Here is a 22,844-nt window from a genome sequence, read left to right as displayed (position 1 = left end):
GCTACTGGGACTGTAACTAAATTGACTGAGTTCGGTGCGTTTATTGAGCTTTCTTTCGGCATTGAAGGACTTGCCCACGTCAGTGAGCTTTCGTGGACAAAGAAAATCGGCAATCCGTCCGATATGCTTAAAATAGGCGATAAGGTTGAATACAAAGTGCTCGGCTACGATATTCAGGCGGGGCGCGTTTCGCTCAGTTTAAGGCAAGCCATGGAAAACCCGTGGGATACCGTGTCAGAAAGATATCCGGTTAATATGCGACTTACCCGTCCCGTCACCAAAGTAATAAAGGCGGGAGCGTTTATTCAGTTGGAAGAAGGAATTGACGCTTTTCTCCATATTGATGACTACTCGTGGACAAAAAAAATTCGGCACCCCGGAAGCGAATTATCGGTCGGGCAGGAAGTTGAAACCGTTATTATTGAGAACAACCCAAAAAACCGACGCATCCGCTTGAGCATAAAGCATCTGACCGAAAACCCGTGGCAATTGTTTGCTTCCGCGCACCCGTCCGGGTCTGCTTTTGAGGGTGAAATTGCTTCAATAACCGGTTTCGGTTTGTTTGTCCGCGCTTCCGAAGGTATAGAAGGGTTGGTCAACCGTGCCGATCTAGTTGAAAAAAACGAGAACTTTGCGGAAGCAGTAAAGCAGTATAAAGTCGGCGATAAAATCAACGTGCTTGTACTCGAAACGAATATCGAAAAGCAACAGTCGGCTTTTTCTGTCCGAAAACTCAAAGAAAAACAGAAGCGGGACGAAATCGCCCAGTATATGACTTCAAAGCATGACGAGAAAGACAATGCATTCACGCTTGGCGATTTGCTCAAAATAAAAACCAATTAGCGTTTTCGGGGAAAAGCGGGAATGAAGACACCGCACGGCAAACAAACAGAAACGGTACGCTTCGTGCAGTTCTTTATAAGATATCGGTTTGCTTTTCTGCTTACGGTAGTCATGTTATTCGTAGCCGCTATCGGCATTGGGTGCGTTACGGTCATTCTGAATACGTCGCATAAAAAAAGACTTGCCGAAATCGACGCGATTTCTTTTAAGCTCACTTCAGCCTTAAATAGGTCCTCCAGTGTCGCAGACAACGCTGATAGCGAAGATTCCCAAAACCCTCTGGGTGGCACTGCTAAAAACGAAGCGGACGAGAAAGCGAAGAGCGATATGCGGAGCGTCGCGCTCGGCGAATTGGAACCGTTTGCTTCCGCAAAAAATATCGTCGGCACCCGTGGGAACATGCTGAAAGCCGAGCTGTTTTTCCAGAACAAACAGTGGGCGGAGGCGCGGGACGCGTGGCTTTTGGCGGCGTCGATACAGCCGAAAGCGTACACCGCTCGGCTCGCGTGGTATAATGCGGCGGTGTGCTGCGAAGAACTCGGCGACACCGACGGCGCGCTTTCGTATTATGCAAAAGCGGCGAACGACGAAAACTTCCTGCTTAAAACGCACGCGATAGCCAATATGGGGCGAATCAAGGACGAATCCGGCGACTATGAGGGCGCCGCACTGCATTATGCGCAACTCGCCGATAGGTATCCCGATGATTTATGGGCGGAACTGGCACAGAGCAGGCTTATCGCGTTGCGCGCCGAAAAGCGGATTCAATGAAAGCGCGTATGAAGCAGGGCGTTTCGTTCAGGGCGTTTCCCGTTTTATCGCTTGCCGTTTTGTTTTTTTCCTGCGGCATCGAAGACTATACGCTTTTGGAGCCGCCGTCAGGCAACGTCGTTTCAAACCCAACTCAGGCGGTGGAGCGATATTTTTCCTTCAGTCCTGCCGATAACCCCAGCCCTCCTTTTCAGGGAACGGAGGTGTATTATCGGATTTACGCCAGCGAAGGCGACCGCAGCGCCGACGCCGCTTCGATAAGCTATGCAAACACAGCGTATTCTTCCAGCGGCTTCAATAAAATGGTGTCGCTTGAATATGAAAAGCTTGGATTCAAAAGGCTAGACGACGAAGAAAGCAGTATTCTGATTCCTAAGAATTACACGGCGTGGATATATATTCGGCTTTGTACGGAAGGCGCTGAGGACGATATGTCGGCGGGCATACGGACAGGCACTGCTACGGGAACAAAAATCGCAGAGCCGCTTCGGAGTGTAAAGAAGAAAACGTTTGGGTTTTATCGTACAGACCACTATCCCAATGCTACCGATGACGACGTGCCACAATACATCGATTCCGACGTGAAGGAGACTACAAGCTCTTCGACGGACGGCTGGTTCGTCAACGCGTATGCGGTATCGGTAGGGCAAAACGCCGAAACGCTTGCGCTGATATACAGTCAGGTATTGCACCTCGGTTCTATACAAATAGAGAAGCCCTGATACGGCGGATAGTGTTCCGCGCCGAAGCAGCGCTTTGTGCGGGCGGGTAGCGGATAAGCGGCGCTCTCGGCTGATATATTCCGCTTTGTTCTCTCCCTTTTTTCATGCGCGCCTTTTTGCAAAAACTCCCGCACCCCGGCAAAAAAACGTGCGCTTGTTTTTCCTAGACTACCGCACGTTTTTGCCCGCACAACGCGCCTCTCCGGCGATATGCACGGCAGCTTTCCTGCGCCGCCGTACAAGCGGCAATCCTGCAACGGCGCGGGACTGCCGTTTATGCGGAGGCTCGGCGCAAAATTGCGCGAAGCCTCTATCTAACTCTATACGGGGGAATGTTTTAGTGGGCGATACTGGAATCGAACCAGTGACCCCAAGCGTGTCATGCTTGTACTCTAACCATCTGAGCTAATCGCCCGAAAGACGTTCATACCGTAGCACGTTTCGGATATCGTGTCCAGACCCCGCCTTTTTGCCTTGCGGCGGCGGGATTACCCGTCGGGCACAGAGCCGGAAGTCTTTGCGGCTCTTGCGCAAACCAAGCAGTCCGCGCTGGGAATGAAGTCTCCGGCTGGGGGAACGTTGATAACCCCGCCCGCCTATTTTTATGTACTACCAAGTCTTCGTAGTGCACTACCAACCTTTCGTAGTGCACTATCAAACCTTCGTAGTGTTCTACCAACCTTTCGTAGTGCACTATCAAACCTTCGTAGTGTACTACCAACCTTTCGTAGTGCACTACTAAACCTTCGTAGTGTTCTACTAAACCTTCGTAGAATAGTATTTTCCCGCCACAACGTCACGCGATTTCGGCAAGGACGCCCGCTTGCCCGTAGTTTATAAAGAAGTCATTATAGAATAATGCCGAAATTGGACTGTCTTTCGGATATTGAGATACTAGGCAGCGCGGACTTAAAGGCAGAGAAACAAACATCTGACATGAATGGCGGCCTTTGCGCAGCGGTAATAAAGCGACTGCGGTATCGGGCGTTCCCCGTAAGAGAAACGCCGGCATTCAGGCGGGGAGGCGCACAGGCTTCCCCGCTTTTTTTTGCGCCCGCATGCGGCGCGGACGCTTCCCCTCCGAGAACAAGCGTATGCACGAAATTGACTATCTTCCCCGCGGCGGGGTATCATAGAAGAAAAGGCAAGGAGTCACTATGTTTCCCTTCCCGCTCGGCAAAGACGCGCTGGAGGCGGTCGCCGCGCAATACGGCACGCCGTTTTACCTGTATGACGAAAAAGCGATTCGCGCCAATATGCGCCGGTTTACGCAGGCGTTTTCGCGCTTTCCCGCGTTCCGCGAGCATTTCGCGGTCAAAGCCTGCCCAAACCCGTATATGCTGAAGCTCCTCGCGGACGAGGGCTGCGGCACCGACTGCTCCAGCCTGCCGGAACTGGTGCTGTCCGAACGGGCGGGCATTAGGGGCGAGCTCGTCATGTTCACGTCGAACGAGACGCCCGCGGCGGAATACCGGTACGCGGCAAAACTCGGCGCAATCATAAACCTCGACGACATAAGCCATATCGGCTTTGTGGAGCAGGCGCTCGGCGCGGTGCCGGAACTCGTCTGCTTCCGCTATAACCCCGGACCGCTCAAAACCGGCAACGCGTTTATCGGCAAGCCGGAGGAAGCCAAATACGGGCTGACGCGGGAGCAAATCTTCGCCGCATACGCCGACGCGCGGAAGCGCGGCGCGAAACGCTTCGGGCTGCATACTATGGTCGCCTCGAACGAACTGCACGAGGAATACTTTGTCGAAACCGCCGCGATGCTCTTTGAACTGTCCGCCGAACTGAAGCGCGCGCTCGGAATCCGAATCGAGTTCGTCGACCTCGGCGGCGGAATCGGCATTCCGTACCGCCCCGGCGACCAGCCGGTCGACTACGAGCGCGTGTCGCTCGGAATCCGCGCCGCCTATGACCGCACCGTCGTTCCGGCGGGACTCGACCCGCTCGCCATACTCTGGGAGTGCGGGCGTCCGATTACCGGACCCTACGGCTGGCTCGTTACGAGGGCAATTCACGAAAAGCACATTTACCGCGACTATATCGGCGTCGACGCGAGCATGGCTGACCTAATGCGCCCGGGCATGTACGGCGCGTACCACGAGGTAACGGTGGCGGGCAAAGAAAGCGCGCCCAAGACGAAGGTGTACGACGTGGTCGGCTCGCTCTGCGAAAACTGCGACAAGTTCGCGGTGCAGCGCGCACTGCCCGAAATCGCGCCCGGCGACCTGCTCGTCATTCACGACGCAGGGGCGCACGGGCGCGCAATGGGCTTTAACTATAACGCCAAGCTCCGGTGCGGCGAACTGCTGCTGCGGGAAGACGGCTCGGTGCGGGAAATCCGCCGCAGAGAGACCCTCGACGATTACTTCGCCACGCTCGATTTTTCCGGCTTGGACTCATTCCGGTAACAGGACGACAAGGACTTTTATACCGTGATATACACGTGCACTATCGACACTCCGCTCGGCGAAATGCTCGCGGCGGCAAAAGACGGCAATCTCACCGGACTGTGGTTTGTCAGGCAAAAGTATTATCCCCCGTTCGCGGAAAACCCTGCGCCGGACTATCCGGTCTTTGCCGAAGCGCGGCGGTGGCTTTCGGCGTATTTCGCGGGCGGAAACCCTGACGTTACTCCGCCGCTTGCCCCCGAAGGCACCGCATTCCGCCGCGCAGTGTGGGCGGCGCTTTTGCGTATTCCCTACGGCGAAACGGCAAGCTACGGCGGCGTCGCGGCACAGCTTGAACGGGAACAAGGCGGTGCCGTTTCCGCGCGGGCTGTCGGCGGGGCTGTCGGGCATAATCCCGTATCGCTCATCATCCCGTGCCACCGTGTTATCGGCTCGGACGGCAGCCTTACCGGTTACGGGGGCGGCATAGAGCGCAAAAAAGCGCTGCTGGCTTTGGAAAAAGCGCACAGCAGCGCGAAAGACTAGGTAGCGTGGACTGGAAGGTAGAGGAATAAACACCTGACATGAATGGCGGCGATGAAGGAAGCGGTGAGCTTTGCATAGCGCGCAGCAATTCCCCGCCAGCGCTTGAGGGCACGGAAGACGTTTTCAATGACGTGCCGTGCCCGATACAGTTCATGATTGTACGCTCTGTGCTCTTTTCGGCTTTTAACCGGAGGGATGACTGCTGCTATATCCGCTTCCTTAAGCATATCGAGCAGCTCGTTCGTGTCATATGCTTTGTCCGCAAGGAACGCTTCCGCCTCCAAATCCTCCATAAGGAGAGGCGCTTGGCTGCAGTCCGCGACAGTACCGCTTGTCACAATGCCGCTTGCCGGTATCCCGTACTCGTCAACCGCCAAATGTAATTTGCTGTTCAGCCCCCTTTTGTGCGGCTAATGTCCTGAGTGCCGCCGCGTGCCCCGCATGCGTCCGCGTGTGCCTTGATATACGTCGAATCTATCATAAAGATATCCCCGGCAGGCTCGCCTATTGCGGCGTCCGCCAGCGTTTTCCATATTCCCTTGTCCCGCCAGCAGCAAAACCGCTTGTGTATGCTGTTCCAGTTCCCGAATTCTGGCGGTATATCCCTCCACGGAGCGCCCGTGCGCGTCTGCCGAACAGCATATTAGTATAAGGAAAAACTCCCGCTATTCTTTCAAAAAACCTCTATATCTCGCGCCAAAGAGATACGGATGGTTTTTTGAAAAACGTGCGGTTTTCTCAGAGAAACTGTTTCACGGCTTATATTCCCCATATAGGCAGCAAAGAGCGCCGCATATTGTGCTTGTTTCTGCTGTCTAAACCGTTATGAGAAACCCGCCCGAAGCCTGTTGAGCGTCCGCCCTATATTGAAAATCTCGCCAGCACAAACTACCTGCCACACCGACACTCTGTGACCATAAACTGCAATCATGCGCGTAACTCACACCTATATAAAGAAAGCCTCTGCATATTCCGCAGAGGCTTTCTTGTTAGTTACTGTTACGCACCGTAGGCGTTATTTTTCGTCGTCTACTACTTCGTAGTCAACATCGTCGGCTTTCCCTTTGTTTTGACTAGCAGAGGACGCGCCCGTATTGCCTGCATCGGTATTCGCGCCCGGGGTGTCGCCTGCCGCCCCAGCCGCTTGTTGCTGCTTGTACACCTCTTCGGCAATCTTATAGGACGCTTGCTTCAACGCCTCGGTCTTTGCCTTAATATCGTCGAGGTTGTCGGTCTGCAATGCCTGCTTCAGCGCTGCTGAAGCGTCGTCGATTTTCTGCTTGTCGGCGGCGGAAACCTTGTCGCCCAGTTCTTTCAGCGTCTTTTCGGTCGCGTAGAGGAGCGAGTCGCCTTCGTTCCGTACCTCAATTTTCTCGCGCTCGCGCTTGTCCGCTTCGGCATTCGCTTCGGCTTCTTTCACCATGCGGTCGATTTCGCTTTCGCTCAAGCCGCTGGAGCTTTCGATTCGGACGCTCTGCTCTTTGCCCGTGCCCAAATCCTTTGCCGATACGTGCACGATTCCGTTCGCGTCTATGTCGAAGGTAACTTCAATCTGCGGCACGCCGCGCGGAGCCGCCGGAATGCCTACGAGGTCGAAGCGGCCGAGGAGTCGGTTCTGCGACGCCATTTCGCGCTCGCCCTGAAGCACCTGAATCGACACAGCGGTCTGTCCGTCCGCGGCGGTGGAAAAAACCTGACTCTTCCGCGTTGGAATCGTCGTGTTGCGCGGGATAAGGCGCGTGAACACACCGCCGAGCGTCTCAATGCCGAGCGACAGCGGCGTTACGTCAAGAAGCAACACATCCTTCACGTCGCCGCCCAGAATGCCACCTTGAATCGCCGCGCCGACAGCCACCGCCTCGTCGGGGTTCACGCTTTTAGAGCCTTCTTTGCCAAAAAGCTCTTTCACTATCTGCTGCACTTTCGGCATACGGGTCGACCCCCCCACGAGCAGCACTTCGTCGATTTTGCTGGTGCTGATTCCTGCGTCTTTGAGCGCCTTCCGGCACGGCTCCTTCGTGCGCTCCAAAAGGTCGTCGCTCATCTGCTCGAACTTGGCACGGGACAGCGTTTTCTGCAAATGCTTTGGCCCAGACGCATCTGCCGTGATAAACGGCAGGTTGATTTCTGCGCTCGCCACGGCGGAAAGCTCGATTTTCGCCTTTTCGGCAGCCTCGCGGAGCCGTTGTAGCGCAAGCCGGTCTTTCGACAGGTCTATGCCGGAGTCATTTTTGAACTCTGCAACGAGCCAGTCGATGATGCGGCGGTCAAAATCATCTCCGCCGAGGTGCGTGTCCCCATTTGTAGACTTTACCTCAAACACGCCGTCGCCCAGCTCAAGGATCGATATGTCGAAGGTGCCGCCGCCCAAATCGTACACGGCTATCGTCTTTTCGGCTTTCTGGTCTTTGTTGAAGCCATAAGCAAGCGACGCTGCCGTCGGCTCGTTGATGATGCGCTTCACCTCCAGCCCCGCGATTTTGCCTGCATCCTTCGTCGCTTGCCGCTGTGCGTCGTTGAAATACGCCGGTACCGTGATGACCGCTTCGGTAACAGTTTCGCCGAGGTAGTCTTCCGCCGTCTTCTTCATCTTCTGAAGGATGAACGCGCTGATTTCCTGCGGCGAATACTCCTTGCCGTCTATAGAAATGCGGACGTCTTCGCCGTGGTCAACTACGTGGTACGGCACCATTTTCGCCTCGCCGGTCAGCTCGTTGTAGCGGTGCCCGATAAACCGTTTGATAGAATACACCGTGTTTTCGGGATTCGTTACCATTTGGTTCTTCGCGGGCTGTCCGACCACGCGTTCGCCTTTCTGCGTAAAGCCGACAATAGACGGCGTGGTGCGCCCTCCCTCCGAGTTCTGAATGACGACCGGCTCACCGCCTTCCATTACCGACACGCACGAGTTCGTGGTGCCCAAGTCAATACCGATAATCTTCCCCATATCTGCTTCTCCTTGCTGCTATGCGTGAGCGGTATTGCCTGTTCCGCCGTCCGCTGTGCTTTCAGCACCTTCGTTCCCGCTGTCAGTCGCACCGCTTTTCGGCATATGCACCAGCACCTTTGCGTGCCGGATGACGCGCTCTTTCAGCTTGTATCCCTTCAAATATACTTCCGCGCAGGTCGCTTCGGCAACCTCCGCCTCCGCACTCGCAATAGCCTCGTGCGCGGTCGGGTCGAACGGGTCGCCCTTTGCGCCAAAGCTTTCAAGGCTGTACCGCGTTTCAAGCATGCTGACCAACTGCTTTTTGGTCATCTCGACGCCCGCTATCACCGTCTTGCTGTCGCTCGACGAAGCCGCCGCCTCAAGCGCCCGGTCCATATTGTCGAGGCTGTCGAGCAGGTCGCCGAGCAGGTTTGCATTCGCGTAGTCGAACGCTTCCTGCTTCTCCCGAATCATGCGCTTGCGGTAGTTGTCGAAGTCCGCCGCTTTTCTGAGCAACTGGTCTTTCAGTTCCGCCGCTTCACATTCGAGCGCCGCGATTCTTTCCGCGTCGGAGAGGTGCGGCTCCTCCGCGCCTTCCGCGTTATCTGCGCCGTCCGCCGCCGCCGTCTCTTGTTCCTGTTTTTGTTCCGCGTTCATCTGCCCATCCTGCTTTCCGTATCATATAGTCGCTTCTGAAACATACTAAAATCGCTCGGCAATCGTCAAGGCGCGCGTTCGGAGGCATTCTTTCCCGCTTATGGCGCAAGGAACACAGGCGGGAATGCCGGAACGCCCCGCCCTTGCCAGCGGTTGGGGGTGCCGAAGACGATTTTAAGGTATCCTCGGTGTTCGCCTATTGCGATATCCGCCAGCTTTTCCCGGAGACCCTTGTCCTGCCGGCGGCACATTCGGCGCGCTTCCGTTTTACCTTTATGCCGGGTTTCTTCAAGAAACTGCCGCAATGCCCTCGGCGTTGCTACCGAGTTTGCCGTGCAAACTCGCGGAGTAGGGGCAAAACCGAACGCCGAGACTCGGCGCGAAAAAGCGTATATAGTGGCGGAATCATGGCGTTTGCCCAGTTTTCCAAGCTGTCACTCGCGTTCGGCGGGCGGCATATCCTGAAGGGCGTGTCCGTCTGTCTATCCGCCGGCACGAAGGCGGCGCTCGCCGGCGCGAACGGTTCCGGCAAAACCACGCTCCTCAAGGCAATGGCGGGCATTATCGACTGTGATTCGGGGGAGCGCGCCGTGCAGAAGGGGACGCGCATCGCGTACCTGCCGCAGTCCGGCGCGCCGGACGGGCATTCGGGCGCGACGCTCCGCGAGGAAGCCGACCGCGCGTTCCGCTCCGGCTATGAGACGGAGGCGGAAATCGCCCGTCTCGCCGACCTGCTCGCCGGGAATCCCGCGAACGGCGCGGCGCTTCTGGCGCGGCACCAGGAGCTGAGCGAGAAGCTGGAAAACTCCGGCTGGCACCGCCGCGACGCGCTTATGGAACAGGTGCTGCGAGGGCTGGGCTTCAAGACGGGGGACTTCGGACGGCGCGCGGACGAGTTTTCGGGCGGCTGGCAGATGCGAATCGCGCTGGCGAAGACGCTGCTCGAACAGCCCGACATATTGCTGCTGGACGAGCCGACGAACTACCTCGACCTTGAGGCGCGGGACTGGCTGGAGCGTTTCCTGCTCGGCTTTTCGGGCGGCTTTCTGCTCGTGAGCCACGACCGCTACTTTCTGGACGTCGCCGTGCGCGACGTGTACGAGCTGTTCAACGGCGAGCTTCGCCGCTATCCGGGCAACTACAGCCACTACGAGCAGGCGCGGCAGACCGAACTCGAAACGCTCGTCGCCCGCTACGAAAAACAGCAGGAAGAAATCCGCCATATGGAGGACTTTATCCGCCGCTTCGGGGCAAAGGCGACGAAAGCGGCGCAGGCGCAGGAGCGGCAGAAGATGCTCGACAGAATGGAGCGCATAGAGCTCCCCGACGCGCTCAAGCATATCCGCTTTTCGTTCCCGCCCGCCCCGCATTCGGGCAGCACGGCCTGCACGCTCAAAGGCGTCTCGAAGCGCTATGCCGAGGGCGCGCCCGCCGTCATCGAGGGGCTCGACCTGACCATAGCCAGAGGCGAGCGGCTCGTCGTCGCGGGGCGGAACGGCGCGGGCAAAACGACGCTGCTCCGCGTCATCGCCGGACGGAGCGCGGCGTCCGGCGGCACGGTACGCTACGGCGCGGGCGTGCAGGCGGGCTATTTTTCCGGCGACAGCGCCGATTCGCTGCCCGGCGATGCGCGAATCCTCGACCTGCTCGAATCAGAGGCGCCGCAGGAACTGGCGACCAAGTCGCGGGACCTGCTCGCGGCGTTCCTGTTCCGAGGCGACGACGCGTACAAACGCGCGTCCGTGCTTTCCGGCGGCGAAAAAAGCCGCCTCGCGCTCCTCCGCCTGCTTTTGAAGCCGGCGAACTTCCTGATTCTCGACGAGCCGACGAACCACCTCGATTTGTATTCAAAAGACGCGCTGCTGTCCGCGCTCAGGGATTTCGGCGGCACGCTCGTCTTTGTGTCCCACGACCGCGCCTTTATCGAAAGCCTCGCGACCCGCGTGCTGGAACTCACGCCCGCCGCCGAATCCCCGCGCGGCAACGCCCGCCTGTTCCCCGGCGATTACCGCTATTACCTCGAACGCCTCGAACGGGAAGCGGCAGACGCCGCGGAACCCGCGGCAAAAGTCGCGGCGCGGGCGGCGGATTCGGGCGGGAAAAAGCGGGCGGGGCAAACCGGCGGAAAGCCCGCCGCGCCGCCTGACACGCCGGACTGGGAGGCGCAGAAGCGGCGGCGGAGCGAGCGGGCAAAGGCGGAGCGCGAGGAAGCGCGGCTTGTGGAGGCGGTTACGGACGCGGAGGCGCAGAAAGCGGCGCTGGAGGCGGAGCTCGCCGAGCCGGAAAACTACCGCGACCCGGACAAGAGCCGCGCGCTGCACCGGCGAATCGCGGAAGCGGAGGCGCGGCTTGCGCGGCTGAACGCGGAGTGGGAACGGGCGAGCGCGGCGCTGGGGGCAGCGGCTAGCGATCAGTGAAAGAGGCGGGGAGGGCGGGGCGCACGGGCGGCTCTGTTTTAGAGCAGAACAGTGCCTCTACCTAGGGCAGGACAGAGCCTCTGTCTAGAGCAGCACAGAGCCTCTGTTTAGAGCGGCACAGCGTCAGCGTGCTGGACAGCACAGAGGCGCGGCGTTACCCTTTCGGGTAACGGTCGAGTTTGCCGCACGCCGCAAGCGCACGGCAAACTCTGCATAGAGGCAAGCCGACCCCTGCACGGGTGAGCATGAGACACCTGCACGGGCGGGCATGAGACACCTGCACGGGCGGGCATGAGACACCTGCACGGGCGGGCATGAGACACCTGCTAGGGCGGGCGCGAGACGCCTGCGTGAGCGGGCACGAGGCACCCGCCCGCGCCGCGTTCGGGCATAAAAAAAGAGCGGGGTTTTCACCCCGCTCTTTCGCGTCTATGCCGTTCACCAGCCCGCCCTCTGCTGCCGAGTTTCCTCAAGAAACTCGGTCGTTACCCGCGCGCGGCGCGGGTAACGCCGCTCACTCGCTGTAGGCAAACCAGTCTATGTCGCTCGCGTCCGCGACTATGTAGTTGTCCCTATCACTATTATTAGTGTTTTCAGTCCTGTATACCTCAAGCACTCGTATTCCCGCGTTCCGTAAAGCCGTTTCAGCGGCTTCAGCCCGGGAAGGGTCATGCATTACAAACAGAAGCGACGGAGCCGCTCTGCTCCGCTGGTTTTTGGAAGCGCCTTCAGTGTCAGGAAAACCGAGCGCCCCACTGTTGTGAAGTTCAAAGCCTTCGCCGGCGCGGGCATACGTCAGAGCACATATACGCTCTAGTTTCGTCGTTTTTCCGTTCGCCGCAACGAACGCTATGTCGTTATCTCTAACGTTCGTCAAACGGTCTCTGCCCGTGTATCCGATTCCGTTCAATAGGGCGGTGTCGAAGCGCGCCCAGCAGTACAGCCCTTCGTCGCCGACAGGATCGCTGAATATGCCGGCACGGTACACTTCCGGCTTGACTCCCGCCGCGAGCAGGCGTTTCTCCCACTTGTTAATATCGCTCTGGGACCACTCGTAAATCTTCGTCTTGCCGCCCGGCTCCGAATTGTACCCGTCGCAGTCGCCGTGCACGTGCGCGCCATTTTTGAAGTAGAAGTCGTAGTCCCCGTCGTCAAACTTTGCGGCTTTTGGTCTGCGCTCCGCGCCCGCCGACCCGCTCCGCGCGCCCGGCGACAGTTCCTGCCGGCAGGCGAAAAACACGCCCGCCCCGATTCCCAGCGCGCCCGCCGCTACGGCTGCGCCCGTCAAAAACCTCTTCGCCGCATTCATCTTTTGCCTCCAATACGTGTAATATGCATAAAAGCATACAATATGTTCCGCGCCCTGTCAATATTTTTGGGGCACAAAAGCGGCGGCGGCAGCCGAGCCGCCCGCGCGGGAGGTTCTCGTTAGGCTGGAACAGAGCCTCTCGTTCGCCCACACGAGAGCCTCTCGTCCGCCCACACGAGAGCCTCTCGTCCGCCCACACGAGAGCCTCTCGTCCGCCCTAGACAGAGCCTCTCTCCCGCCTAGGTAGTGTGGACTTGAAGGTGGATGTAAAGGAAAACACCTGATATGAATAGCAACGATGAAGGAAACGGTAAGCTTTGCATAGCGCGTAGCGATTCCTCGCCAGCGTTTGAGGGTGCCGAAAACGATTTTAATGAAATATTCCATAGTTTGCTGTGGAGTATTTCATTCATATCTCCCTTTTTACCTCTCTCCTCCTCTTTAGTCCACACTACCTAGAACAGTGTCTCTGTCCCGCCCTAGACAGCGCCGCTGTTCCGCTCTAGACAGCGCCTCTGTTCCGCGTGCGCGTCATGACGGCTTTCGGCAAACCCAGTCGGCGCGTGCCTCTATGCCTTTGCCCATAGGTGAAAGCATAGGGGGAAAACCTATCTGCCGAGTTCTTTCAGAGAACTCGGACGTTGCCCGCGCAAAGCGCGGGCAACGCACGTGCCTGACGCGGCGCCGCAAATGCCATATAAGCGGCGTGAGCACACGCTGTGTCTGCGCCGCCGCGCTGCTTTTTGCCGCGCTTATCTACGGCGGCGTCCTGCCCCGGACGCACAAGCGCCGGTTCGCCTCGCTCCTTCCCCCGCACGCGATTACCGGCGTCTCCGGAAAGGCGCTCTCTGCGCCAACGAAAACCCGGTCGGGCGCATACCGGCTCGCGCTCGAGCTGCGCTCAGTCTCCGGCAAACTCGGCGCGTTTGCGGCAGGCTCGGAAGCTCGCGGGCGAATCACTGTCTTTATCCCTGCCGCGCTGTACGAGGCGCCGCTCCCCGGCAGGCTCTATTCCCGGAACCGCTCGGCGCAGACGCCGGTCGTCGATTCGGGCGTGTCGCTCGCATTCGCGGGCAAAATGTCCGCCGCGAATACGGCGAACGGCACGGCGGATATGCCCGTCTTTTTCGCGGATAGCGCGGAGTATGCCGAAACGGGCAGGCTGGCATTCGGCGAACGGCTCGCCCGGTTCCGCGCCGCGTGCCGGCTGGAGTTCAAGCGCGTTCTGTATGCGTGGGGAGACGCGGGCGGGCTGTTTCTGGCGCTCGCGGCGGGCACGACGGAGTATGTCGACCCGGACGTGTCGGACGCGTTCAGAAAAGCGGGGCTTGCCCACGTGCTGGCGCTGTCGGGAATGCACCTGTCCGTGTTCTCCGGTTTTACGAGACGCCTGACGAAACGCGGCGGGCGCGCCGTCAGCGGCTGCGCGTCGTTTTTGTTCATAACGCTGTTCGTGTGGTTCGCGGGTTTTTCCCCGTCGCTCCGGCGGGCGTTTATCGGCTTTGCGCTCGCCGCCGCCGCCCGCTTTTGCGGCAAAAGAATAGACGCGCGCGCCGGACTCGCCGCCTGTTTCGTCCTGCACGCGCTGCTCGCCCCCGAAGACGTGTTTGCGCTCTCGTTCATCCTGTCCTACGGCGGGCTTGCGGGCATCTTCGTGTTCGGCGAGGCGCTTCGCCTGCCGCTGTGCCGCCTGAGGTTTTCCCCCGGCGCGGCGGGCATATCCGCGTCTGCCGGAGCCGCGCTCGGCACCGCGCCGATTTCGGCGTTTTGCTGGGGCTGCGTCGCGCCGAGCGGCTTCGTCGCCTCGGCGGCCGTCTCGCCGCTTGTGTCGCTTTTCCTCATAGCCGGCGCCGTCTGCGTCGCGCTGTCGCTCGCCGCGCCCTTCCTTTTGTTCCCGCTGGGCGCTATAATGCGCCTTATGTACCGTGCCATAATCTGCGTGACCGGAGCGTTTGCGCAGATTCCGCAGGTTTTCATTGTGGGGCTGCCGCTGTGACTGGCGCGGCAGAGAACCGGCTGCTTCCCGACTATGATTCCCCGCGCATGCTCAAGAAATTCCTCGAAGCGAACAGTCTGGCTATGCGGAAGAAGTTCGGGCAGAACTTCCTCGTCAGCCCCGCCGCCCGCGCAAAGCTGCTCGACGCGCTCGACATTTCGGACGGGCAGTCCGTGTGGGAAGTCGGTCCGGGACTCGGCGCAATGACGAGCGGGCTGCTCGCGCGGGGCGCGCGGGTTACGGCGTTCGAGGTTGACCGGGGATTCTTGAATGTGCTCGCACTGCTTTTTGCCCCCGAAACGGCGGCTGGGCGGCTTGCCTGCGTGCCGGGCGACGTGCTCAAGACGTGGAAACCGACGCTCGAAACGCAGGGAATGCCCGCTCGGTTTTTCGGCAATCTTCCTTATAATATCGCGGCGACGCTGATTGCGGGCACCGTCGTTGCCGGAATCCGGTTCCCGCTGGCGGTTGTTACCGTGCAGAAAGAAGTCGCCTGCCGCATGTGCGCGGAACCGGGGAGCAAGGCGTATTCGGCGTTTTCGGTGCTGTGCCGGTGGGCATACGCGGTAACGCCGGCGCTGAATATCGCGCGGGCAGGCTTTTATCCCTCGCCCAGCGTGGATTCCTGTGCCGTGCGGCTGGTGCCTGCGGCGGATTTTCCCGCCTGCAATAGCCCGCGCCGGTTTATCGCGCTCGTCCGCGCGCTGTTTGCTTCCCGCCGGAAAACCGTCAGGAACAACCTGCTGCCGTTTTTGGGCAGCGCTGCCGCAACGGAGACGGCGCTTGCGGCGGCGGAAATCGCGCCCGGTTCCCGTGTGGAAACGCTGCCCGTCGGCGCCTTGCTCCGGCTTTCGGACGTATGCGGGGAAGTGGCGCACGGAGCGGCGTGCTGCGGTGCATAAAAAAGCCAGTCTATTGCGCCCGTTTGACTTTGTGTTTATTGCGCTGTCGGTCGGGGCGGCGGTATTCTCGTTCATATATGCCGCCGGTCGGCGTGAAGGCAGGGCGGTGGCGCATATCGAATCCCCTTCGGGGCAGTGGGTGTACCCGCTCGACCGAGACGAAGAAGTGCGCATACCCGGCGCAATCGGCGATTCCCGAATCGCTATACGGGGCGGGACGGTTTATTTTGCCGATTCGCCGTGCGCAAATAAGGTATGCGTTATACACCAGCCGCTTTCCTTGAACGGGGAGTGGGCGGCGTGCCTTCCCAATAAGGTTTTTGTCCGCATTGAAGGCAGCGGTGACGCGGGAGTCGACGCATTGGCGTATTAGAGATAGGGCATTCGACTTATGCAGGAAACAGTTTAAACGTGCGGGTTATTTTCGCGCGCGGCTGACTGCGGCTATGCACGGAAAAAATTAAAAAAAATACAGGAAAAGAGTTGACAAAATGTGCGCCGGCGTGGTATATTCAGTTCATTCGCAGAGAGCAAGCTGTAAGGCATCTGTTTTTTTTGCGGGATCGGTGGCTTGGAAGGGCTGTCGGCACTGATTTTTGACAGGCATCAGGGAAGGGAAGAAAGATAGCATCTGCCATAGAAGATATGGCGCAGGCAGGGAAACGGTGCTGAGAGAGTAATATCCCCGAAAGGGTCGTGCTTCCGAAGCGTTTTCCGGTTTCCTTGCCGAAAAGCTAGGGGGAAAATTTAAGCGAATGGCCGCAGGCTTCGTGCCTGCGGCCATTAATTATGGAGAGTTTGATCCTGGCTCAGAACGAACGCTGGCGGCGCGTCTTAAGCATGCAAGTCGGACGGCAAGAAGAGGGCTTGCTCTCTTCCTAGAGTGGCGGACTGGTGAGTAACACGTGGGTGACATACCCTTGGGGTGGGGATAGCCGATAGAAATATCGGGTAATACCGAATACGCTTCCCTCCGCTAAGAAGGGGAAGGAAAGAAGCTAAGGCTTTGCCCGAGGAATGGCCCGCGGCCTATTAGCCTGTTGGTGAGGTAACGGCTCACCAAAGCAATGATAGGTATCCGGCCTAAGAGGGTGAACGGACACATTGGGACTGAGATACGGCCCAAACTCCTGCGGGAGGCAGCAGCTAAGAATATTCCGCAATGGGCGAAAGCCTGACGGAGCGACGCCGCGTGTATGACGAAGGCCGAAAGGTTGTAAAATACTTTTAAACCCGAAGAATAAACACGGAAGGGAATGTCCGTGCGGTGACGGTAAGGTTTGAATAAGCAACGGCTAATTACGTGCCAGCAGCCGCGGTAACACGTAAGTTGCAAGCGTTGTTCGGAATTATTGGGCGTAAAGGGCACGTAGGCGGTTGCTCAAGCTTGGTGTGAAATGCTTCGGCTTAACCGAGGAGGTGCATTGAGAACTAGGTGACTAGAGTTGCTGAGGAGAAGCCGGAATTCCAGGTGTAGGGGTGAAATCTGTAGATATCTGGAAGAACACCAATGGCGAAGGCAGGCTTCTATCAGATAACTGACGCTGAGGTGCGAAGGTGCGGGGAGCGAACAGGATTAGATACCCTGGTAGTCCGCACAGTAAACGATGTACACTAGGCGTTTGCCCAAGTGGCGAGTGCCGAAGCTAACGCGATAAGTGTACCGCCTGGGGAGTATACTCGCAAGGGTGAAACTCAAAGGAATTGACGGGGGCCCGCACAAGCGGTGGAGCATGTGGTTTAATTCGATGGTACGCGAGGAACCTTACCTGGGCTTGACATAACAAGCGATTCGCTGGAAACAGCGGAGCGTAGTAATACGGTTTGTTACAGGTGCTGCATGGCTGTCGTCAGCTCGTGCCGTGAGGTGTTGGGTTAAGTCCCGCAACGAGCGCAACCCCTACTGCTAGTTACTAACAGGTGAAGCTGAGAACTCTGGCGGAACTGCCGGTGATAAACCGGAGGAAGGCGGGGATGACGTCAAGTCATCATGGCCCTTATGTCCAGGGCTACACACGTGCTACAATGGTTGACACAGAGCGAGGCGAAGCAGTGATGTGGAGCAAAACGCAAAAAGGCAATCGTAGTTCGGATTGAAGTCTGAAACTCGACTTCATGAAGTTGGAATCGCTAGTAATCGCGCATCAGCACGGCGCGGTGAATACGTTCCCGGGCCTTGTACACACCGCCCGTCACACCATCCGAGTAGAGAGTACCCGAAGCCGGTTGCCTAACCTGCAAGGGGGGGCGCTGTTGAAGGTACGCTTTGTAAGGAGGGTGAAGTCGTAACAAGGTAGCCGTACCGGAAGGTGCGGCTGGATCACCTCCTTTCTGAGAGAAAGGTAACCTTGCGGGCGTAAAACACCCGCAAGGCATGAAAGACATACCTCCGCTATTCTTTCTTTCCTTCCCTTTCCTATAGTTATAGGATCAGGGGACTGTAGCTCAGATGGTTAGAGCACTTCTCTGATAAGGAAGGAGTCATAAGTTCGATTCTTATCAGTCCCATGTTGTGCTTCGAAAGCATAACAGTAAATTAAAGAATAAATGTTCTGAGTGGGCACAGTGAAGTTCTTTTTCATATTTAGGGAAGGGAAATAAGCTTTAACAGCATTTGTTGGGCGTGGTTACTGCTGTGAGAAGCAGAAAAGACAATATGGTCAAGCGAATGATAGGTTTATGGCGGATGCCTGTAGGAGCTGTGAGGCGAAGAAGGTCGTGACAAGCTGCGAAAAGCCCGGGGGAGGAGCACATATCCCGTGATCCCGGGATAACCGAATGGGGTAACCCAACAGGAGTGATCCTGTTACTGCGATAGTCGAATAAAATAGGCTGCCAGGGCGACACTGTGTGAAGTGAACCATCTAAGTAACACGGGAAAAGAAATCAAGAAGGGGCGCGAGCTCCCAGAGATTCCGAAAGTAGCGGCGAGCGAAATCGGAAAAGCCCAAACCGCATTTATGCGGGGTTGTAGGGCCGCATGGGGGTGTCCCGAAGAGTTTTGAGAAAACACACGCATAGCAGAAGGATGTGGAAAAATCCGCCAGAGCAGGTGAAAGCCCTGTACGCGAAATGGGTGTGTCTCTTTGATGCGGTACCTGAGTACGGCGGGGCACGGGAAACCCTGTCGGAATCTGGGTCGACCACGATCCAAGGCTAAATACTCCACAGCTACCGATAGCGAACTAGTACCGTGAGGGAAAGGTGAAAAGAACCCCTGAAGGGGAGTGAAATAGAACCTGAAACCATAAACCGACAAAATGTCACGGGTCTATATGACTTGTGGCGTGCCTTTTGTAGAATGAGCCTGCGAGTTACGCTGTGTTGCGAGGTTAAGGGATGGTAGTCCCGGAGCCGTAGGGAAACCGAGTCTGATAAGGGCGAGCAGTAGCATGGCGTAGACCCGAAGCCAAGGTGATCTAGTCATGAGCAGGTTGAAGCATAGGTAAAGCTATGTGGAGGACCGAACTATAATCTGTTAAAAAAGGTATGGATGACTTGTGACTCGGAGTGAAAGGCTAAACAAACCTGGAAATAGCTGGCTCTCCCCGAAATGCCTTTAGGGACAGCCTTATACAAAACTTGCGGAGGTAAAGCACTGGATGGACTAGGGGGTGTCACTGCCTGCCAAACCCAATCAAACTCTGAATGCCACAGGTCAACGTATAGGAGTGAGACTGCGTGCGATAAGGTTCGTGGTCAAGAGGGGAACAGCCCAGACCAACAACTAAGGTCCCGAAATGCCGCTCAGTGTGAAATGAAGTGTAGATGCAAAGACAGCCAGGAGGTTGGCTTAGAAGCAGCCATTCTTAAAAGAGTGCGTAATAGCTCACTGGTCGAGCATTTATGCGCAGACAATGTAACGGGGCTAAGCGGCATACCGAAGTTTTGGGTCAGCTGCTTTATGCGGCTGGCGGTAGGGGAGCATTCCATTAACCAGCGAAGGAATATCCGCGAGGAGTTCTGAAGGAAATGGAAGAGAGAATGCAGGTATAAGTAACGAAAAGACGGGCGAGATCCCCGTCCGCCTGAAACCTAAGGTTTCCTGGGTAAAGGCAATCTGCCCAGGGTAAGTCGGCCCCTAAGGCGAGGGCGAAAGCCGTAGTCGATGGGAAACTGGTTAATATTCCAGTACCTCTGTCAGTTTCGAGGGCAAGACGCATGAGGTGAAACCCGGCCGGACAACGGTTGTTCCGGTCGAAACAGCGAACTTTTGAGGGAGACAGGCAAATCCATCTCCTGAGGCGAGCTGCGACAGCGAGCGGAGAGAAAGTCGAAGCGAAGCGGGCGTAATCAAGGTGCCGGGAAATACTGTCTAAGGCTAGGCTGGCAGGGACCGTACCGGAAACCGACACAGGTAGGTAGGATGAGAAATCTAAGGCGCACGAGAGAACTCGCGTTAAGGAACTCGGCAAAATGCACACGTAACTTCGGAAGAAGTGTGGCCCCTGGTTGAATGTCAGGGGTGGCACAGAGCAGGCCCAGGCGACTGTTTATCAAAAACACAGCCATCTGCATAATCAGCAATGAGACGTATAGGTGGTGACACCTGCCCGGTGCCGGAAGGTTAAGAGGAGCGGTTAGCGGAGACGCGAGGCTGTGAATTGAAGCCCCGGTAAACGGCGGCCGTAACTATAACGGTCCTAAGGTAGCGAAATTCCTTGTCGGGTAAGTTCCGACCCGCACGAATGGTGTAACGATTCTGGGCGCTGTCTCAACGCGAGACTCGGTGAAATTTATATACCGGTAAAGAAGCCGGTTACCCGCAGTTAGACGGAAAGACCCCGTGAACCTTCACCGTAACTTACTATTGGGATTTTATTTATCATGTGTAGGATAGGCGGGAGGCTTTGAAGCGCGAGCGTCAGCTTGCGTGGAGCCATCGGTGAAATACCGCTCTTGATGAATGGGATTTCTAACTCGTGCCGTGAAACCGGCACGTGGACAATGGTAGGCAGGCGGTTTGACTGGGGCGGTCGCCTCCTAAAATGTAACGGAGGTGCGCGAAGGTCTCCTCACGCCGGTTGGAAATCGGCGCGCGAGTGTAAAGGCACAAGGGGGCTTGACTGCGAGACTGACAGGTCGAGCAGGTACGAAAGTAGGTCTTAGTGATCTGGCGGTAGCGAGTGGAAGCGCCGTCACTTAACGGATAAAAGGTACTCCGGGGATAACAGGCTGATCTTCCCCAAGAGTTCATATCGACGGGAAGGTTTGGCACCTCGATGTCGGCTCATCGCATCCTGGGGCTGAAGCAGGTCCCAAGGGTTTGGCTGTTCGCCAATTAAAGCGGTACGTGAGCTGGGTTCAGAACGTCGCGAGACAGTTCGGTCCCTATCTGCTGTGGGCGTTGGATGATTGAGGGGGGCTGCTTTTAGTACGAGAGGACCGAAGTGGACTGACCTCTGGTGTACCGGTTATCCTGCCAAGGGTAAGTGCCGGGTAGCTACGTCAGGAAGGGATAACCGCTGAAAGCATCTAAGCGGGAAGCCCGCCCCAAGATGAGTCATCCCTGAGGGTTTAACCCTCCTGAAGAATCCGGACAGACTATCCGGTCGATAGGCTGCAGGTATAAGTGCGGTAACGCATTCAGCCGAGCAGTACTAATAAGTCGTGAGGCTTGACCATATTGTTTCTTCTGTTTCTGTTTTTTCCCTACCCTTTTCTTATATTTGTTGTTATGCCTGGTGGCCATAGTGGAGGGGTAATACCCGTTCCCATCCCGAACACGGAAGTCAAGCCCTCTTACGCCGATGATACTGCCCTTGCGGCGGGAAAGTAGGTAGCTGCCAGGTTTTTTATTAGCTTCTTCTAAAGTCTGATGCCCCGCTGCCTGCAGCGGGGTTTTTTATTCACAAGGATTAGGGCATATTTTTGCGCATCCAGACGCGCTGCCGGCGTACGGCGCGTCTGGATGCGCTGTAGCTTTCAAGAAAAACCGGGCGGTTTTTGCTGCTACACACCTTTTGCTTTTGCCGAAATGTTTTCTTGTGCTGCCGTCTGTCGTGATTTTTTCTTTGTCGGCACCCCCTGCCGCTTCCTAATGTGCACCGCTCTCCAGAAAATCCCTGATTTCCGCCGCGAACCGGTCGCCGTACTGTTCCATTTTGACCTTGCCGACTCCCGGCACTTCGAGGAATCGCGCCTTCGTCTGCGGCAGCTTGCGGCACATATCTTTGAGGGTCGCGTCGGCAAATACGATATAGGCGGGAACGTGCGCGTCCCCGGCAATGCGGGTTCGCAGCTTCTTGAGCCGCGACAGCAGTTCCGCGTCGATTCCGGCGTCCGCCTCCGCGCGGAACGTCTCGCGCGCGCTCTGCGCCGCCTCGCGCGGGAGCATCATCTCAAGCCGCAGCGGGCGCTCCCTGTCGAGGATTTCGCGGGTCTTCGCGCTCCACTTCAGCACGGGGTATTCGGCGACGTCGAGCAGCAGGTACCCGAGCTCGACCAGACGGTCTGTGACGGCGCAGAGCCGCTTCGCGCTCGCGTCCTTCATAATGCCGTAGGTGCTGAGCGTGTCCAGTTTTGCGCCGAGCAGCTTTGCATTCCTGCTGCCGCGCAGAATGTCGGCGAGCGCCGCCTTGTCGAAGCTCAGCCCGCGCTCGGCGGCGCGGTACACGCACGAGACGATTTTCTGCGCGTCAAGGGTAACGTCGCTTGGCTCAAAATGCGCGGCGCAGTTCGAGCACCTGCCGCAATAGCTCGGCGCGGTTTCGCCGAAATAGCGCAGGATGAACGCGCGGAGGCAGCCCGTCGTCGTACTGTAGAACGTCATCTGTTTCAGAAGCTCAAGGTTGTACTGCTTCTGCGCTTCCGCCGCCGCGCCGTCGGGCGACTCCCCGCCGTCCCCGCGCCCCGAACCGCCCCTCTCAATAAGGAACCTGTTGAGCCTGACGTCTTTGCCGGAATAGAGCAGGACGCAGTCGGCGCGCCCGCCGTCTCGTCCGGCACGCCCCGCTTCCTGACAGTAGCTCTCTATGTTTTTGGGCACGTTGTAGTGCACGACGAACGACACGTTCGGCTTGTCTATGCCCATTCCGAAGGCATTCGTCGCTGCCATGACCGTCTTCCGGTCGTACAGAAAATCGTCCTGATTGCGCTTCCGCTCCTCGCCGGGCAACCCTGCGTGGTAGCGCGTCGCCGCGAAGCCCTCCCGCTCGAGCCGCGCGGCGACTTTCTCGACCGTCTTCCGCGTGGCGCAGTACACGATTCCGCTTTTGCCGCCGTTCTTACGGAGGTAGGCGAGCAGCGCGTCCATTTTGTCTGCGGGCGCCTGCACCTCAAAGTAGAGATTCGGCCGGTCTATGCCAACGGCGAGCGTGTAGGGGTCGCGGAGCGCGAGGCTTTCGATTATGTCCC

16 protein-coding genes, 2 tRNA genes, 3 rRNA genes and 2 pseudogenes are annotated in these 22,844 nt (G+C 57.6%); 13 read left to right on the top strand and 10 right to left on the bottom strand.

The annotated features are described in order from the left end of the window. From AWU74_RS01385 to AWU74_RS01375, 3 genes are all read left to right on the top strand, one after another. A partial coding sequence (locus AWU74_RS01385) for a S1 RNA-binding domain-containing protein (RefSeq protein ID WP_162504639.1) occupies window positions 1–843 on the top strand: 843 nt, incomplete at its 5' end. Window positions 844–864: 21 nt separating this feature from the next. After that, window positions 865–1,614 (top strand): tetratricopeptide repeat protein, encoded by a 750-nt coding sequence (locus AWU74_RS01380; protein ID WP_062326866.1) that lies wholly within the window; start codon window positions 865–867, stop codon window positions 1,612–1,614. After that, entirely contained in the window at window positions 1,611–2,336 is a 726-nt protein-coding gene (locus tag AWU74_RS01375) for a hypothetical protein (protein ID WP_062326864.1), read from the top strand. The genes AWU74_RS01380 and AWU74_RS01375 overlap by 4 nt, the downstream gene beginning before the upstream one ends. Window positions 2,337–2,677: 341 nt before the next feature. Here the strand turns inward: AWU74_RS01375 and AWU74_RS01370 are convergent. Next, window positions 2,678–2,751, bottom strand: a tRNA-Val gene (locus tag AWU74_RS01370). A 742-nt stretch (window positions 2,752–3,493) separates the two neighbouring features. Here AWU74_RS01370 and AWU74_RS01360 point away from each other — a divergent pair. Beyond that, window positions 3,494–4,753: a diaminopimelate decarboxylase gene (locus AWU74_RS01360; RefSeq protein ID WP_062326859.1), complete on the top strand. Its 1,260-nt coding sequence runs from the start codon at window positions 3,494–3,496 to the stop codon at window positions 4,751–4,753. Window positions 4,754–4,777: 24 nt separating this feature from the next. Next, the gene (locus tag AWU74_RS01355) at window positions 4,778–5,278 is read left to right on the top strand and encodes a methylated-DNA--[protein]-cysteine S-methyltransferase (RefSeq protein ID WP_062326858.1); all 501 of its coding nucleotides are present in this window, start codon (window positions 4,778–4,780) and stop codon (window positions 5,276–5,278) included. Here AWU74_RS01355 and AWU74_RS13720 read toward each other — a convergent pair. From AWU74_RS13720 to AWU74_RS01335, 5 genes and pseudogenes are all read right to left on the bottom strand, one after another. Then, entirely contained in the window at window positions 5,275–5,655 is a 381-nt protein-coding gene (locus tag AWU74_RS13720) for a transposase (RefSeq protein ID WP_438816349.1), read from the bottom strand. The two genes, AWU74_RS01355 and AWU74_RS13720, sit on opposite strands and share 4 nt — an antisense overlap. Window positions 5,656–5,810: 155 nt before the next feature. Continuing rightward, window positions 5,811–5,894: pseudogene (locus tag AWU74_RS13715) on the bottom strand (transposase); the annotation flags it as partial. A 399-nt stretch (window positions 5,895–6,293) separates the two neighbouring features. Next, a complete protein-coding gene (dnaK, locus tag AWU74_RS01345; protein WP_062326854.1) occupies window positions 6,294–8,225 on the bottom strand; it encodes a molecular chaperone DnaK in 1,932 nt (643 codons plus the stop codon). Between the two features lie 18 nt (window positions 8,226–8,243). Further along, complete coding sequence (locus AWU74_RS01340; protein WP_062326852.1) at window positions 8,244–8,864, bottom strand: nucleotide exchange factor GrpE; 621 nt, start codon at window positions 8,862–8,864, stop codon at window positions 8,244–8,246. A gap of 98 nt (window positions 8,865–8,962) precedes the next feature. Beyond that, window positions 8,963–9,169 (bottom strand): hypothetical protein, encoded by a 207-nt coding sequence (locus AWU74_RS01335; protein ID WP_062326850.1) that lies wholly within the window; start codon window positions 9,167–9,169, stop codon window positions 8,963–8,965. Window positions 9,170–9,271: 102 nt separating this feature from the next. On the opposite strand from AWU74_RS01335, the gene AWU74_RS01330 reads away from it, so the two are divergent. Continuing rightward, window positions 9,272–11,281 carry an ABC-F family ATP-binding cassette domain-containing protein gene (locus tag AWU74_RS01330; protein ID WP_062326848.1) on the top strand — a complete coding sequence of 670 codons (2,010 nt, stop codon included), beginning with the start codon at window positions 9,272–9,274 and terminating at the stop codon, window positions 11,279–11,281. Window positions 11,282–11,435: 154 nt separating this feature from the next. On the opposite strand, the gene AWU74_RS11370 is transcribed toward AWU74_RS01330, so the two are convergent. From AWU74_RS11370 to AWU74_RS09840, 3 genes and pseudogenes are all read right to left on the bottom strand, one after another. After that, window positions 11,436–11,723, bottom strand: a complete 288-nt coding sequence (locus AWU74_RS11370) for a hypothetical protein (RefSeq protein WP_187150783.1) — start codon at window positions 11,721–11,723, stop codon at window positions 11,436–11,438. 72 nt (window positions 11,724–11,795) lie between these two features. Then, the gene (locus AWU74_RS01325; protein WP_062326845.1) at window positions 11,796–12,590 is read right to left on the bottom strand and encodes a hypothetical protein; all 795 of its coding nucleotides are present in this window, start codon (window positions 12,588–12,590) and stop codon (window positions 11,796–11,798) included. Window positions 12,591–12,857: 267 nt separating this feature from the next. Beyond that, a pseudogene (locus tag AWU74_RS09840) lies at window positions 12,858–12,953 on the bottom strand (IS5/IS1182 family transposase); the annotation flags it as partial. A 343-nt stretch (window positions 12,954–13,296) separates the two neighbouring features. On the opposite strand from AWU74_RS09840, the gene AWU74_RS01320 reads away from it, so the two are divergent. From AWU74_RS01320 to rrf, 7 genes are all read left to right on the top strand, one after another. Further along, on the top strand, window positions 13,297–14,586 hold the full coding sequence (locus AWU74_RS01320; RefSeq protein ID WP_187150782.1) for a ComEC/Rec2 family competence protein: 1,290 nt from the start codon (window positions 13,297–13,299) through the stop codon (window positions 14,584–14,586). After that, window positions 14,583–15,488: a 16S rRNA (adenine(1518)-N(6)/adenine(1519)-N(6))-dimethyltransferase RsmA gene (gene rsmA, locus AWU74_RS01315; RefSeq protein WP_238580117.1), complete on the top strand. Its 906-nt coding sequence runs from the start codon at window positions 14,583–14,585 to the stop codon at window positions 15,486–15,488. Before AWU74_RS01320 ends, rsmA begins: the two co-directional genes overlap by 4 nt. Then, window positions 15,481–15,861, top strand: a complete 381-nt coding sequence (locus AWU74_RS09835) for a NusG domain II-containing protein (RefSeq protein WP_187150781.1) — start codon at window positions 15,481–15,483, stop codon at window positions 15,859–15,861. Before rsmA ends, AWU74_RS09835 begins: the two co-directional genes overlap by 8 nt. Window positions 15,862–16,274: 413 nt before the next feature. Further along, window positions 16,275–17,819: ribosomal RNA gene (locus tag AWU74_RS01305) — 16S ribosomal RNA — on the top strand. Window positions 17,820–17,922: 103 nt separating this feature from the next. Then, a tRNA-Ile gene (locus AWU74_RS01300) sits at window positions 17,923–17,996 on the top strand. A gap of 150 nt (window positions 17,997–18,146) precedes the next feature. Then, window positions 18,147–21,113: ribosomal RNA gene (locus AWU74_RS01295) — 23S ribosomal RNA — on the top strand. Between the two features lie 55 nt (window positions 21,114–21,168). Further along, window positions 21,169–21,280: ribosomal RNA gene (gene rrf, locus AWU74_RS01290) — 5S ribosomal RNA — on the top strand. Together the 16S, 23S and 5S rRNA genes with 1 tRNA gene alongside form the textbook arrangement of a ribosomal RNA operon. A gap of 245 nt (window positions 21,281–21,525) precedes the next feature. On the opposite strand, the gene AWU74_RS01285 is transcribed toward rrf, so the two are convergent. After that, a partial coding sequence (locus AWU74_RS01285; RefSeq protein ID WP_062326840.1) for an RQC domain-containing protein occupies window positions 21,526–22,844 on the bottom strand: 1,319 nt, incomplete at its 5' end.

Source organism: Treponema endosymbiont of Eucomonympha sp. (assembly GCF_001028545.1).
The sequence above is the reverse complement of the archived record's forward strand: the minus strand, read 5'-3'. Positions and strand labels throughout refer to the sequence as shown.

Coding starts and splice junctions, on each gene's coding strand:
- AWU74_RS01380 (WP_062326866.1), top strand. CDS start 865: ATGAAGACACCGCACGGCAAACAAACAGAAACGGTACGCTTCGTGCAG.
- AWU74_RS01375 (WP_062326864.1), top strand. CDS start 1,611: ATGAAAGCGCGTATGAAGCAGGGCGTTTCGTTCAGGGCGTTTCCCGTT.
- AWU74_RS01360 (WP_062326859.1), top strand. CDS start 3,494: ATGTTTCCCTTCCCGCTCGGCAAAGACGCGCTGGAGGCGGTCGCCGCG.
- dnaK (WP_062326854.1), bottom strand. CDS start 8,225: ATGGGGAAGATTATCGGTATTGACTTGGGCACCACGAACTCGTGCGTG.
- AWU74_RS01340 (WP_062326852.1), bottom strand. CDS start 8,864: ATGAACGCGGAACAAAAACAGGAACAAGAGACGGCGGCGGCGGACGGC.
- AWU74_RS01330 (WP_062326848.1), top strand. CDS start 9,272: ATGGCGTTTGCCCAGTTTTCCAAGCTGTCACTCGCGTTCGGCGGGCGG.
- AWU74_RS01325 (WP_062326845.1), bottom strand. CDS start 12,590: ATGAATGCGGCGAAGAGGTTTTTGACGGGCGCAGCCGTAGCGGCGGGC.